The organism is Halomonas sp. THAF5a (assembly GCF_009363755.1).
GTDB lineage: Bacteria > Pseudomonadota > Gammaproteobacteria > Pseudomonadales > Halomonadaceae > Halomonas.
The window spans coordinates 1,096,167-1,108,224 of sequence record NZ_CP045417.1 but is presented as its reverse complement, the minus strand read 5'-3'; the positions used below and the strand labels follow the sequence as shown (position 1 = coordinate 1,108,224).

Annotated in this window: 15 protein-coding genes and 1 tRNA gene; 7 read left to right on the top strand and 9 right to left on the bottom strand. The window is 61.4% G+C overall.

The window, feature by feature from the left end:
* Positions 1-9: 9 nt before the first annotated feature.
* The 6 genes from FIU83_RS17420 (at position 10) to FIU83_RS04965 (ending at position 5,995) form a co-directional block, all read left to right on the top strand.
* Complete coding sequence (locus FIU83_RS17420) at positions 10-162, top strand: hypothetical protein (protein WP_172976015.1); 153 nt, start codon at positions 10-12, stop codon at positions 160-162.
* A 474-nt stretch (positions 163-636) separates the two neighbouring features.
* Positions 637-1,461 (top strand): DUF4113 domain-containing protein, encoded by an 825-nt coding sequence (locus FIU83_RS04985; protein WP_253939543.1) that lies wholly within the window; start codon positions 637-639, stop codon positions 1,459-1,461.
* A 178-nt stretch (positions 1,462-1,639) separates the two neighbouring features.
* Positions 1,640-3,835 carry an ankyrin repeat domain-containing protein gene (locus FIU83_RS04980; protein WP_152483034.1) on the top strand — a complete coding sequence of 732 codons (2,196 nt, stop codon included), beginning with the start codon at positions 1,640-1,642 and terminating at the stop codon, positions 3,833-3,835.
* Between the two features lie 111 nt (positions 3,836-3,946).
* Entirely contained in the window at positions 3,947-4,186 is a 240-nt protein-coding gene (locus FIU83_RS04975) for a phosphoribosylglycinamide formyltransferase (protein WP_152483033.1), read from the top strand.
* On the top strand, positions 4,183-5,409 hold the full coding sequence (locus FIU83_RS04970) for a radical SAM protein (protein ID WP_152483032.1): 1,227 nt from the start codon (positions 4,183-4,185) through the stop codon (positions 5,407-5,409). Before FIU83_RS04975 ends, FIU83_RS04970 begins: the two co-directional genes overlap by 4 nt.
* A 1-nt stretch (position 5,410) precedes the next feature.
* A complete protein-coding gene (locus FIU83_RS04965) occupies positions 5,411-5,995 on the top strand; it encodes an AAA family ATPase (RefSeq protein WP_172976014.1) in 585 nt (194 codons plus the stop codon).
* 355 nt (positions 5,996-6,350) lie between these two features.
* Here the strand turns inward: FIU83_RS04965 and FIU83_RS04960 are convergent, their stop codons facing one another.
* From FIU83_RS04960 to FIU83_RS17615, 3 genes are all read right to left on the bottom strand, one after another.
* Positions 6,351-6,719, bottom strand: coding sequence for a DUF6694 family lipoprotein (locus tag FIU83_RS04960; protein ID WP_152483030.1), 369 nt, complete (start codon positions 6,717-6,719; stop codon positions 6,351-6,353).
* A gap of 247 nt (positions 6,720-6,966) precedes the next feature.
* Positions 6,967-7,281, bottom strand: coding sequence for a helix-hairpin-helix domain-containing protein (locus FIU83_RS17620; protein ID WP_253939542.1), 315 nt, complete (start codon positions 7,279-7,281; stop codon positions 6,967-6,969).
* A 90-nt stretch (positions 7,282-7,371) separates the two neighbouring features.
* Entirely contained in the window at positions 7,372-8,022 is a 651-nt protein-coding gene (locus FIU83_RS17615; protein WP_253939541.1) for an endonuclease/exonuclease/phosphatase family protein, read from the bottom strand.
* Positions 8,023-8,163: 141 nt separating this feature from the next.
* On the opposite strand from FIU83_RS17615, the gene FIU83_RS04950 reads away from it, so the two are divergent.
* The gene (locus tag FIU83_RS04950) at positions 8,164-8,388 is read left to right on the top strand and encodes a hypothetical protein (RefSeq protein WP_152483029.1); all 225 of its coding nucleotides are present in this window, start codon (positions 8,164-8,166) and stop codon (positions 8,386-8,388) included.
* On the opposite strand, the gene FIU83_RS04945 is transcribed toward FIU83_RS04950, so the two are convergent.
* The 6 genes from FIU83_RS04945 to queF form a co-directional block, all read right to left on the bottom strand.
* Positions 8,349-9,008, bottom strand: a complete 660-nt coding sequence (locus FIU83_RS04945; protein WP_152483028.1) for an SOS response-associated peptidase — start codon at positions 9,006-9,008, stop codon at positions 8,349-8,351. The two genes, FIU83_RS04950 and FIU83_RS04945, sit on opposite strands and share 40 nt — an antisense overlap.
* A 3-nt stretch (positions 9,009-9,011) precedes the next feature.
* A complete protein-coding gene (locus FIU83_RS04940) occupies positions 9,012-9,497 on the bottom strand; it encodes a hypothetical protein (protein WP_152483027.1) in 486 nt (161 codons plus the stop codon).
* A gap of 346 nt (positions 9,498-9,843) precedes the next feature.
* Positions 9,844-9,931, bottom strand: a tRNA-Ser gene (locus tag FIU83_RS04935).
* Between the two features lie 112 nt (positions 9,932-10,043).
* The gene (locus FIU83_RS04930) at positions 10,044-10,547 is read right to left on the bottom strand and encodes a YiiD C-terminal domain-containing protein (protein WP_152483026.1); all 504 of its coding nucleotides are present in this window, start codon (positions 10,545-10,547) and stop codon (positions 10,044-10,046) included.
* Between the two features lie 3 nt (positions 10,548-10,550).
* A complete protein-coding gene (locus tag FIU83_RS04925) occupies positions 10,551-11,111 on the bottom strand; it encodes a nitroreductase (RefSeq protein WP_152483025.1) in 561 nt (186 codons plus the stop codon).
* A gap of 109 nt (positions 11,112-11,220) precedes the next feature.
* Entirely contained in the window at positions 11,221-12,057 is an 837-nt protein-coding gene (queF, locus tag FIU83_RS04920; protein WP_152483024.1) for an NADPH-dependent 7-cyano-7-deazaguanine reductase QueF, read from the bottom strand.
* Position 12,058 lies beyond the last annotated feature (1 nt).

The following is a 12,058-nucleotide window of genomic DNA, read 5'->3' as shown; positions in this document are numbered from 1 at the left end:
CATTCGACCATGGGCATCGACAAACGCTCGGAGTTGCCGGCGGCGCTCCTCTTCGATTTAACGGCGGGCACCGTCGGCATCCATCGGATTGCCATGGTGATAGTGACCGTGCTCATGCAGTACCGTGTAGAACGATCTCAGCGCCGCCAGGAGCCGTTCTAGGCGCCGGCCAGTCTGCCAAGTCGGTTCGATCCGACGGGTTTCGAATCCACCGCGATCTCGACCTAACGCCACGATGCACTTCATTTCCGAAGCCAGGAAAAAAGCCAACAGTGCCCGCACTTGAGCCGGTGGCCCCAGCAACTGCCAACCCTGTCGAATCACGACGGGATGATCTGTCGCCCATGAAGCAAAGGAAACCACTTCCCTCGTGTAGGCTCTTGCCGTCAGCGATGCATGGTGACGCACGGACATGCAGGCATAGAGGGTCAGCTCTGGGTGCGGCAACCCTTCTCGATCTACAACATGAAAGGGAAAGTCCCCTTCGGCACGTAGGACCCGATAAACCGGCATGAGAGAGGTTACCTCATCAGGGAAGGCGTACTAATGCTACCTGCACGTGTCCGATGACTGTGTTATAGCATCATCAGTCAGAAAGAGTCTGCTCTGTAGTATCAAGCAAAGCTGGCCAACCGGGTGGCCAAGAAGCTTCCCGCTTACGGCGGCGTCTGCGTGCTGAGGCCCGACAGCAACGAATGCGAGGCGTTGCTCCAGCAGGTGGCGCTGGATGACGTCTGGGGGGTGGGGCGACGGCTGGTCGAGCGCCTTGCCCTGATGGGCATGCACACGGCCCGAGATCTGGCCCAGGCGGACTCTAAACAGATCCGCCAGCGCTTCTCGGTGACCCTGGAGCGCACTTGCCTGGAGCTGAAGGGCATTCCCTGCATCGAGATGAACGACCGGGGCGAGGCTCGCCAGCGCATCATGACCTCGCGCTCCTTTGGCCGCCTGACCGACAACCGGCAGGAGATCCACCAGGCGATCCGTCAGTATGCCCAGCGCAGTGCCGAGAAGTTGCGGACTCAGGACAGTCTGGCACGTGCCGTCTACGTGTTCCTGAAGACCAACCGTCATCGTCCCGATCTGCCGCAGTACTCGCCCAGTGCGATCGTGGAACTGCCGCTGCCCACCGACGACAGCCGCGCCATCCTGCATGCCGCCAGCCAGGCCTTCGATGCCATTTATCGCCCCCACTACCGATTCATGAAGGCCGGGGTGATGCTGGTCGACCTGGTAGATGCCAACCGGCAACAGCTCTCGCTGCTGGATACGCCGGAGAGTCGAGCCGAACGAGAGCGCAATGACCGCCTGATGGCGACCCTAGACAGACTCAACGGCAGAATGGGACGCGGCACCGTGACTTTCGGGCGTGCCTCGCCCGATGCTGCCTGGCACCTGCGCTGTGCCAATCGCACGCCGAGGTGGACGACCCGCTGGGACGAGCTACCGAAGGTACGCTGATCGCTCACTTGCACATCTACCTGTCCGGTGGGGACAGCTACCGACTGAAGCCCTCAGAATAGGAAATCTGGGTTTCTGTTACTCTTTCACTTAATAATTATCAATACAAATCAGGTGCATCCGTAAAATTTCTGTGAGACTTTGCATAAACAAACGGGCAGAAGGAACATGCCGCACCATGAAAGAACTTATAATTCTTCGCGCTCCTGGAGAGATCCTACGCAGTCTGGTCACCGCCTCCGGCTATCGCCCCTTCTTCGTGGATAAAGGGTTAATCCAAGACCTGGAAGATCAGGCTCTAGAGAAGCGAGGGGCAAGCAACTTCGAACTGCTACAGGATTGTCAGATTAAGTGGTTACAGGCTATTCGCGAGGATTGTGGCGCAAACTGGCACGACCTGGTCGACTCGGCCTGGCAGCGGCATAGCGACTTTTTACGATCCTTCGCCCGCGACACCAATACCACCGGGATGATGTCGGAACCAGCCCGGGATGCACTGCAGCGTCTACTAGTGATTCCAGAGGTATCAGGCTTCATTCGCCGTGCCAGCGTCCAAATCCCGCTGCTCGACGTAACAACTTGGTGGGAAGCACCTTTTTTTGCCTGGCTACACGCAGCAGCCAGGTATAGCGGCGTGTCCGAGAATCAGCTGCGGGAGCGGCTTGCCAATCATCTGGAAATCGACCAGCGCACACTGGAACGCTGGCAGCATGGCCATCCCGTGGGAAAAAGACTGTGGCCTTACAGGAGAACGGCGCAGCAGATGTTTGCCGGCAGCAGCCTGGCGGAGAACCAGGCTGAGAGGCTTACCGGCTGGCTAGTTATGGCAGTGGCTGTGCAATCGGTACCGATAGAGTTGCGAAGGAGCATAAAGCGCGACTTTGATGAGCATGATCTGAGTCAACTGAAAAGCGAGAAGCAGGTTCGAATAGAGTTGAAGAGAGAAGCAGCCGACCGTAGCAGTCTACCTTTGCGTGATCAGGTGGCCCCCGTGCTAGCCAAGATTCAGAGGCTTTTTGCGGCTCCCCGGAGCAACGAGCAGTCCATTCGTCAGCGACTCGACTGGTTCCGTTCGCTTTATGATCGGGGTAGCCCAGCTCATCGTGTAGCCCATGAATACCTGTGGTTGTGGCTCTCGGCTCGCCTGGAAGCCAATGTCGGCGAAGAAAAGGAAGCACTTGAGCTGTATGATGCCGCCTGTGAACAGGCCTGGTGGCGAGCTGGCCGTCATCAGCATTCGATTCTTCACGAGGCCCTGTGCCACGCTGTAGGCGTGGGCGACAAGACTCGCGCCAATCGTTACTGGGACAAATGCTTTCTACTTGGTCTCAACAGCCCACCGAAGCGGAAGCTGGATGACCAGGAGATGCGCCGCCTCTCGTTCGAGTTCGAACGGCTGTTCCCATCACAAAAGGCCAGACACCGCATTCCCCCTGCCATGCGGTTCGAGGTGATGGACAAGCCCTTCTCCCTGACCTCAAAAGACCTTGCCAATCCGAATCGCAAGCGCGGCCGGGCCGAAGGGCGTGTCCGCTTTACACCCCTGATGGATGCGGTGAGGGAGGGTTCTCTCGAGGACGTAAAGAAAGCAGTACAAGCCGGTGGTGACCCGAATGTGTTCATTCGCGAGTCCGGTGAGAATGCTCTGATCATTGCCCTACGCCGGGCCCGAGACCGGAAGGATCAGGATATTCTGCAGTATCTACTGACGCTGAGTGTCAGTCAGGCTACGGCCAATCGTCCGGCCTCCACCAAGCGAGAAACGCCGCTAAAGATTGCCTTGGAAATGGGTCATGCCGAGATTGTCGGCCGGCTGATCGATCTGGGCGCGGATGTCGAGCGTTCATGTTGCAATTCACCCAGCGCTTTGGTCTATGCCATGGCGTTGCTGCATGACAGCACCCATGCAAGCGACCCTGCCCAACACATCGCCTATCTTGAGGGGCGTGTCCCAGCAGAGGTGTTCGATGCCAAGGGCGGCGCTATATTGGACTGCGAGTTGTCCGCCCTGCGCAAGGCCAGGATGGAAAAACTCGATGAACCGTGGAAAAGGAATGTCTTTGCGGCTGTAGCACAGTACTTCAGCTATCCTGTCGATGCGCGCCGTCAGGTAATCATGGCGCTGCTAGAAAATGGCGCCGATCCGAATCGGCGCTATGCAGGCATCAATAGCCACCGATACCGCTGGACTCCCACGCTATTTGCCGCCGAAGTCGGGGATCTGGAGGTACTCAAGGCTATGCTCGCTGCGGGTGGTGACCCTTGGGCCTCGCTGGAGGAAGACTCTCCCTCGAGTGAAAAAAACGCGCTGTGGGTTGCCGTTTCTTACCAGCAACAAGCTGTAGTCGAGCACCTGCTGAGGCTGCTGCCTTAGCGCTTCACTCGATGATCAGTCATTTTTGGATTTTTCTTTCGTCCGCCTGTCGGGCTTCGTCATTCCCTCTGCTGCATTCTCCGATCAACCCCATGCAGCAGAGGAACCACCATGTACTTCAGCAAGGACAAGGACATCAATCAGCTCGCGGTAAAACTGCTTCGGCTTGGCTGGACCTATGCCAAAGGACGGCACTATAAGCTCTACCCGCCCAATGGCTGTGGCATGGTCATCGTGCCAACGACACCGAGTGACCGGCGTGCCTTCCAGAACTTCCGACGAGATGTGCGACAACGCCTGCGCGGACATGCCGCGCGAGACCAATATGGTCGCCAGGAGGTCACGTCATGAGCCCGGTCATTCTAGTGTCGCTGGATTGGCGACGGCCACAGGACGGCAAGACCGGCTTGGGTATCGGCTCGATTGCCGCGGCTCTGCAGGCTGACCGTGTGCCATATCGTATAATCGAAACACAGGTCAACAGCACCGACTTCTCTCTGGAGAAGGTGCTCTGTGAGTTGCTGCTGGCAATTTCCGAAGAAGGCCCGGGATGCCTTGTTGGTTTCGGCACCTATGTGTGGAACGATCCGGAGGTGCAGGAACTGATCAGCAGGATCAAGGACACTGGCGCAAAGATCGTGCTTGGTGGGCCGCAAATCTCCTACATGGCCGGAGGGCAGCTAGAAGGAACCTACCCAGAAGCGGACTATTTCGTCCGTGGTCAAGGCGAGATGGCAATGCTGGAGCTTGCACATGGTGCCTTGCCCGATGACTGTGGCATCCATGTCGCCGGGACTCCCGATCTGGGCCGCAAGGCGGATCATGATCTGCTGGTACTGCCGTCACCGTACCTGCAAGGCACTGTCGAACCACGAGCCAACATTCGCTGGGAAACCCAGAGGGGCTGCCCTTTCAAGTGTGCCTTCTGCCAGCACCGCGAACCGGGCAACCGGCTCAAGCACCAGAGGTTCGATAGCCAGCGCCTCGAACGGGAACTGGCGTTGTTTGCTGCTGCAGGGGTGGAGCGGATTTCGGTACTGGATCCGATCTTCCACACCAACCCGTCACGTGCTATCGGCGTAGTGAACAGCATCAAGGCTGCCGGTGTATCAGCCCAGCTGTCGTTACAGTGCCGTTTCGAGACCTGCTACTCCGAATTCCTCGATGCGCTTGATGGCCTAGACGTAACGCTGGAGTTTGGACTGCAGACAACCGTAGAGGCCGAATATCGTGCTGTCGACCGTCCTAACCATATGCAAATCGTTAGCGATAAAATCCGGGAACTCCATGAACGTAACATCGACTTCGAGGTTTCCCTGATCTATGGCTTACCCCATCAGACACTGGAGAGTTTCCAAACCAGCGTTGATTGGTGCCTGCAGCAGCATGTTCCACGCGTGAGGGCTTGGCCGTTGATGCTGCTGCGCGGCACACCGCTCTACGCCCAGAAAGAGCGCTACGGGTTTAAGGAAAGCTTCGACCAGCGCATTCCGGTTGTGGTGTCCAGCCACAGCTTTACCGAGGCAGATAATGCCGAGATGGAACGCATCGCTCTGGCGCTTGAGGAGAACTGAAATGGGCGGTTTTGTTGCAATTGAGGGCCTGGACGGCGTTGGCAAAAGCACTGTGGTGCAACAGTTGGCAAAACACTTTTCCGGTCACGCCATGAGTACGCCGGGCCCTGAGCTTTTTGATTGCCGAGAGGCTGTACTGCAAGCTTTCGCGGGGGACGAACTGGCAAAAGCATTGTTCTATACCGCCAGCGTATCCAGCCAGGGAAGAAAGGCAGGTAACCTGGCAAAACGTGGCGAATGGGTGTTCATGGATCGCTACTGGGCATCCACGTTGGCATATGCCAAGGCCCGAGGTGTCACCGCCGAACTGGATCAGTTGGGCAAGAGCCTTATCCAGCCTGATTTGACCGTTCTATTAATACTAGATGAAACAGAGCGACAACGTCGCCTCCATGGCAGAGGGGCAACCGTAGAGGATCTCGAGTCGTTGGCCCCGGACTTTCGTCAGCGGGTGTCGGAAGAACTCAATACTCATGCCAATCTGGTACTCAACATCAGCGGCTACAAGCCGCAGGCCGCTTGCGCAATTACTGCCCAAGCGATTCAGGACACGCTCCGCAGAAGTAGATCTTTCGCTCAGTCTTGAGCGTTTTCAGAAGTATATGACCGATGAACACACCTTATGCGGAAGGCATAGCCAATCTAGTAGTCCACATCGCCGTAAGCCGGGGGCGCCCAGATCAACCTGTTGCAACCGGCGTGCATCCTCACCGCGTTAAGGTTGCAGGTTGTGCACCTTGGGGTGCGATGGCTCGGACTTGGGTGCCAACGTCTTGTTACCCGCCAGACAGATGAGGAAATCGAGGCTATCGCCGCAGTCACTCGGGGCCTTCAACTCTGGATTGGTGAAATGGCTGTTGCTGCACAAGGCAGTGTAGGTGCCCGGCAGCCAGCCGCTTGGCAGTCCCGCCGAGGACCAGTCTGCTAATGATCCGCATGAGTCACTCGGGGCGATCGAGCGGGCCGTCATGCCGGGAGGCACCACTGCGCACGGCCGCTCCTTGACGCCTGTGCAGTGCTTCGGCCTCAGCCATCACCTGATCGATGGTCATACCGTCCAACCGGGTCATTGCCTCTGCCAGGTCAAGCTGACCGGGCTCTCCCGGCGCTGACGAGAAGTCGACACCGGCCATGACCACAGTCATCAGTGCGTCTGTAAAGACGTCACGCTCCTCGGCCTGCAGTGCCTCGGCCATACTGCCGGTGGAGCGGTAGAAGGCATCTTCACTGGACGCATCCACGGTAGGCTCCGAGCAGCCCGACAGCAGCAAAACCATGCCCAGCATCAAGACCCGTATGGAGATGTGCATACCCGGCTCCATGATCCAGAACGACAGTGCAGATGTGGAAAGACCTCGCCCCGGCCGAGGCCGGGGCGATATTCGAAACAGGGCCCATCCCTGGGCATGCCATCCGTGGCGCTCGTCCTGAAGCCGGTGCGGCAACTCGCTGAAGGAGGCCCAACACGCCTTCACCATGAGTCGCCAAGTGCCCAGGCGCCAGACGACATCTCAGTAGTGCGGTGTAAGCGATCACGTACACCGCAAGCGTTGCGGCTTAGGCTCCGCATAGCAGATCGCTTGCCCGGATCTCCTCCAAGCGGCCACCCTCCATTTCGTTCACCTGGGTAAGCTCCCCCGGGGCTGACCAGGGACGCCCCGACACGATGGCTTCGGCCCGGGCAGGCCCGACATGCGGCAGATCCTCGAGCCGCGAGGGCGTGGCAGCATTGAGGTCGATGCAGTTCAAACTCACGCTGCCGGTCGTGGCGTCCGCGCCGTCGACCAACTGCGACTCAAGGCGTGCACCATTGATGCCGAAGTAGACCGGGGCATGATCAGAGACGCGGGCGCGCGCCGCCAGGTGATCCAACGCCAGTAGATCCGGAAAGCGCAGGATGCCCCGGTCGCTTAACTCGAGACCACCACTTTCATACCAGAGGTTGTCGTAAAGATTGGAGTACTATGCGGCCGTGGTCGCCAGGGTAGACTGGCCATCGGTGATCGCTGGCACTGCGCCGAGCGCCCGCAACGGCGCCCAGGCCTCGTGATCCGGGGCGAGGTTGAAGTCGCCCATCAGCAGCCGAGGCGTACCCTTGGCGATCTCGTCCAGCCACTGCCAGTAGTCGGCCAGGGCGTCGATCTCCGGCAGCCGATCACCAACGTTGTCACCGTAGACGACATGCACCGTGGCGGCGGTGAAGAGGTCACCGGTCTCCACGTCCCGAAATCGCGCCGCATAGGGCTCACGGCTGAAGGTGTCGCCGTGATCCAGGAACACCACCGCGCTGTCCGCATAGGCCACCTCGCTCTCGCGCCACAAGAACGCATAGTGCTCGGTGTACGTGGACCGGCCCAGATCTCGACTCGCCATGGACGACCATGGCTCACCAGAGAGAGCCTCCACCTCGCGTTCCAGTCGTGCCATGGCCGACGTGTCCATTAACTCCTGAATCGCCAGCAGGTCGAAGTGGTTAGCCACATGGGCCACCTGCTCAAATGCCTTGTCGTTGTTCCAGCCGAGGTGCTTGATGTTCCAGCTGCCGATCAGTGCGTCGGCCTGAGCCAGGCCCGGGACCACGATCACCAGTGACAGAAGCCAGCGTACGAGCATTCAAACCTCCTGATTAAAAAGGGTATCGTCGCTTCCGCAGGGATCAGGATCAATGGAAACGCATAGCCACCGTCGGCGCTGGCTTGCGGCGGCAACATGACGTCCGCGCTACGGTGGGCTGACATGGGCGCGAGAATGGTCATGGACGAGATCGAGATGATGCCGGCCCCCGGTGGCACCTGGATCATGATCTGCCCCTGCGGGCAGACCGAGATCCGCGGACGCGGCGTGAAGGCATGGCATGAATTCGAGGCGACGATGCTGCCGAGGGATCGCTACCGGGTCACCTGCCGAGCCTGCGGGCGCCGCATGGAGCACCGGCTGCGCTATGGCGCCAAGGGCTCCATCAGGCCAGCCCCCTCCTGATCCGACCGATTGACCCGCGTCGACACCGGCCAGGCCGTCAACGCTGCCGCCTCCAGGTGATGCACGGCGGCGCGGATGGCATCACGCTCCCCCAGATCAGGATTCAGCCATGCCTCGAGGCTTTGGTCATCCAGCACCAGGGGCATGCGGTCGTGAATCTCTCTGGCGATGCCACGGGCCGGCTCGGTGATGATGGCGCAGCAGGCGGTGTCGTCGGCGTAGGGCTCCCAGATCGCACCCAGGAACAGCGGCTCGCGGTCCTCACGGGCGAAGAAGTACGGCTGCTTACCGTCCTCCCCCGGCAGCCACTCGTACCAGCCGTCTGCGGGAATCAGGCAGCGGTGCCTGTGAAACGCCCCGCGGAAGTAACGTGAGCTATCCAGCCGCTCGGCCCGGGCATTGATCGGCTCCGGCCCGCTCTGCCCTGCCCAATGAGGCCGGTACCCCCACCACGGGCTATCGAAGTGCGCATCGACGTCGGGATCGGACCTGCGAACGCCGGTGATCCAAGTGCCGGGGGAGACGTTGTAGCGAGGCTGCCATTGCGCCTCTGGCTCGGGCAGGCCGAGTCGCCGCGCGACGCGAGGAAGATCCGAAAAAAGCGCGAAACGACCACACATGGCTCAGGTATTCCTGTCGATGTCATCGGCATCGACCAGCAGGCGGCTGATCAGCTGGGAGGCACTCTGCCCAGTTCTCCTCCGGAGATGGTTGAGGGCGGCCTCGGCTTCGGGCGTCAGGTCGATGATCATGGCCCTGGGCGCTGCTGCTTTGGGAATCTCAGTGCCTGTGGTCTCGAGCCAGTGCCGGAGCTCAACAAGTCGAGACACGCCGATTCCAGACGGCTGACCGCGTCGAATTCTGCCACTCTCCCATGCCTCCGCTAGAGCATCTCGGCTGGTGATGCCAGCCTTCCGGAGGCAGTGGACGGTATGGACGTTCAGACCTTCGTGCCAAGGTGGCATCTGTTGGGCGATATCGATCCATCTACTGATCCAGCGTTCGATGGCGCTGGTCGGCTTGCCCATCGCATCGGCGATATCGTCGATGGCGTACCCTTGCTCCTTGAGCTGCCAAGCCTGCCTGGCAAGCGTCTCGACCCGTGACATGGTGACTGGCCTCCGTGCTGATCACCTTCTCAGAGTAGCAAAGGGGAGGTGGCAGGTACTGAGTGGAAGGTCAATCCAGACACGAAACCAACAGTGCTGCTGCAGGAGGTCGAGCACGGGGTATTAGTGCCCCGCGCTTGGCCAGAGCAAATGACGCTCAGCGCCACGGATGCAGGACGCAGAAAGCCTCGGAGCAGGACTCAAAGGTTTGATCACTGGATCGATTTGTCCAACGGAGTCCTGAATGGTTCAGGGGAAGCTACGCGCAAAGTATGGGCTGAAGTATGGGCCATGATTACCCAGAAAAAGAAAAAGCCGCTGAAATCAGCGGCTTAATCAAAATTCGTGGCGGAGGGGGAGGGATTCGAACCCTCGAAGCCTTTCGACTTACACACTTTCCAGGCGTGCTCCTTCGACCACTCGGACACCCCTCCGCATTGTGGTTCTATCACTTGGGCGCGTGGCCTTTTGCTCAAGAACGGCGCATATACTAACGACTTAAGTCCGCGAATGCAAGCCGGTTTCGCGCTTTTCACGCGACCCGGCTCAGGCCTCGGGCAGCACCGCGTAGTCACCCCGGGCCTCCAGGCAGAGGGTGTCGCCGCACCAGAGCCGCTGGACCAGGGCGATGCGCCCCCTGCCCCGCTGCGCCAGCCGCTCTTCGAGACGCGCGGGGCCGTCGTCCGCCTCGGGCTCGCAGACCAGGCGGTAGTCGCCGGTCACGGGCGCGAGGAAGCGCTGGGTGGCTTCGGCCACCACCACGTCCCGGGCGAGGCCACGGCGACGCAGCCAGAGCGTGGTCCAGCACCAGCCGAGCAGGGTCGTCTGGGCGGCGAGCGCGCCGCCGAAGCCGGTGCCCTTGTCGTTGAGGTTAGGTGTGAGCGCGAGCTGCCAGGTGAGGCGCTGGTCGTCGCGGGTCATCTCGCGGATGCCGAGCGTCCCCACCATGGGGATCGCCTCGCCCAGCCAGGCGAGGAAGGCGGCCATGTCGTCCTCGCCGCCAGCGTGGGGCAGCGGCAGGCGCGGATGGGGGACGCCGATCTCGCGCATGGCTCAGTCCCAGCGCTCGACGAAGGCGTCGATGTCGTGCGCGGGCAGCGGCTTGTGGCGCCCGCCCAGGGTGCCCAGGTAGAGGAAGGCCACCACCTCGTCGTCCTCGGCGAGCCCCAGCCCCTTGCGCACGGTGGGATCGAAGGCGTACTTGCCGCTGCGCCACATGGCGCCGAGCCCCTGGGCGTGGGCGGCGAGCAGGATGCCGTGGGCGGCACAGCCGGCGGAGATCACCTGCTCGATCTTCGGCACCTTGGGCTCGTCCGGGGTGACCTTGGCGATCACCGCGATGATCATCGGCGCGCGCAGCGGCTTCTTGCGGGCCGCGTTGAGGGTGGCGTCACTGGCGTGGGGATCCTCGCGGAACTCGGCTTCGGCGAACAGCTCGCCGAGGCACTCGAGGCCCTCGCCGGAGAACTCGATGAAGCGCCAGGGGCGCAGCTCCTTGTGATCCGGCGCTCGCAGGGCCGCCCGGTAGATCGCCTCGAGCTGTTCGGGGCTCGGTGGCGGGCCCATCAGCTTGCCCATGGAGCTGCGTTCGTGCAGCAGCGTCAGCGCATCCATTGAGTCTCTCCCTTGAGGTCACTAGACGAGAATCTTTCTCGACACTCTATCAGCTGCCCGGGCGCCTGTCGTGCCAGGTGCCCGCCTCGCCCCTCACTGCCTCACGCCCTCATTGCCGAGAGAGCCGCAGCGGCTCGGGCGGCCGCTCGCCGGGGGTGGCGCGCCAGGGGCTGATGTCGAGCCCGCCGCGACGCACGTAGCGCGCCAGCACCAGCAGCCGCTCCGGCCGGGCGCGGGCCATCAGGTCGGTGAAGATGTGCTCCACGCAGTGCTCGTGGAAGTCCTGGTGCTGGCGATAGCCGATCAGGTAGCGCAGCAGTCCCTCGCGGTCGAGCTTGGGGCCGCGGTAGCGGATCAGCACGCTGCCCCAGTCGGGCTGGCCGGTGACCGGGCAGTTGGACTTGAGCAGGTGAGAGTGCAGCGTCTCTTCGACGATCTCCTCCCCTACCGCCAGGTGCTCGGCGCTGGGGGTGTAGTCGGTCACCTCGATGTCCAGGTCGTCCAGGCACTCGCCGGGCAGGCGCTTCACCGCCAGCGCGGCGTCGTCCAGGCCGAGCAGCTCGACCGCCACCGGCGCGCCGGCCGCCTGGGCCAGGTCGCGCAGCAGGGTGTCGATCACCGCCTGGCGGTTCTCGAAGCGGGTCTGGTTGAAGCCATTGAGGTAGAGCTTCCAGGACTTGGACTCGATCAGGTAGGGCGATTCGGCCGGCAGCCGGAAGCGCGCCACGGCGACCAGCGGCTTGCCCCGGGCATTGAGCCAGGAGACCTCGAAGGCGTGCCACTCATCCTCGCCGACGAAGGGCAAGGCACCCTCCTCGATGCCCAGCGGCGCGCGGTTGGCGGCCCGGGGAATGGGATAGAGCAGCCCGGCGTCGTAGTACTCGGGATAGGCGGACTCGCGCCCCAGGGGGGCCTGGGCGAGAGTGTCGGGTCGATGGTGGGTCATG

Coding starts and splice junctions, on each gene's coding strand:
- FIU83_RS04975 (WP_152483033.1), top strand. CDS start 3,947: ATGTACTTCAGCAAGGACAAGGACATCAATCAGCTCGCGGTAAAACTG.
- FIU83_RS04980 (WP_152483034.1), top strand. CDS start 1,640: ATGAAAGAACTTATAATTCTTCGCGCTCCTGGAGAGATCCTACGCAGT.
- FIU83_RS04960 (WP_152483030.1), bottom strand. CDS start 6,719: ATGCACATCTCCATACGGGTCTTGATGCTGGGCATGGTTTTGCTGCTG.
- FIU83_RS04970 (WP_152483032.1), top strand. CDS start 4,183: ATGAGCCCGGTCATTCTAGTGTCGCTGGATTGGCGACGGCCACAGGAC.
- FIU83_RS17615 (WP_253939541.1), bottom strand. CDS start 8,022: ATGCTCGTACGCTGGCTTCTGTCACTGGTGATCGTGGTCCCGGGCCTG.
- FIU83_RS04950 (WP_152483029.1), top strand. CDS start 8,164: ATGGACGAGATCGAGATGATGCCGGCCCCCGGTGGCACCTGGATCATG.
- FIU83_RS04965 (WP_172976014.1), top strand. CDS start 5,411: ATGGGCGGTTTTGTTGCAATTGAGGGCCTGGACGGCGTTGGCAAAAGC.
- FIU83_RS04945 (WP_152483028.1), bottom strand. CDS start 9,008: ATGTGTGGTCGTTTCGCGCTTTTTTCGGATCTTCCTCGCGTCGCGCGG.
- FIU83_RS17420 (WP_172976015.1), top strand. CDS start 10: ATGGGCATCGACAAACGCTCGGAGTTGCCGGCGGCGCTCCTCTTCGAT.
- FIU83_RS04940 (WP_152483027.1), bottom strand. CDS start 9,497: ATGTCACGGGTCGAGACGCTTGCCAGGCAGGCTTGGCAGCTCAAGGAG.
- FIU83_RS04925 (WP_152483025.1), bottom strand. CDS start 11,111: ATGGATGCGCTGACGCTGCTGCACGAACGCAGCTCCATGGGCAAGCTG.
- FIU83_RS04930 (WP_152483026.1), bottom strand. CDS start 10,547: ATGCGCGAGATCGGCGTCCCCCATCCGCGCCTGCCGCTGCCCCACGCT.
- queF (WP_152483024.1), bottom strand. CDS start 12,057: ATGACCCACCATCGACCCGACACTCTCGCCCAGGCCCCCCTGGGGCGC.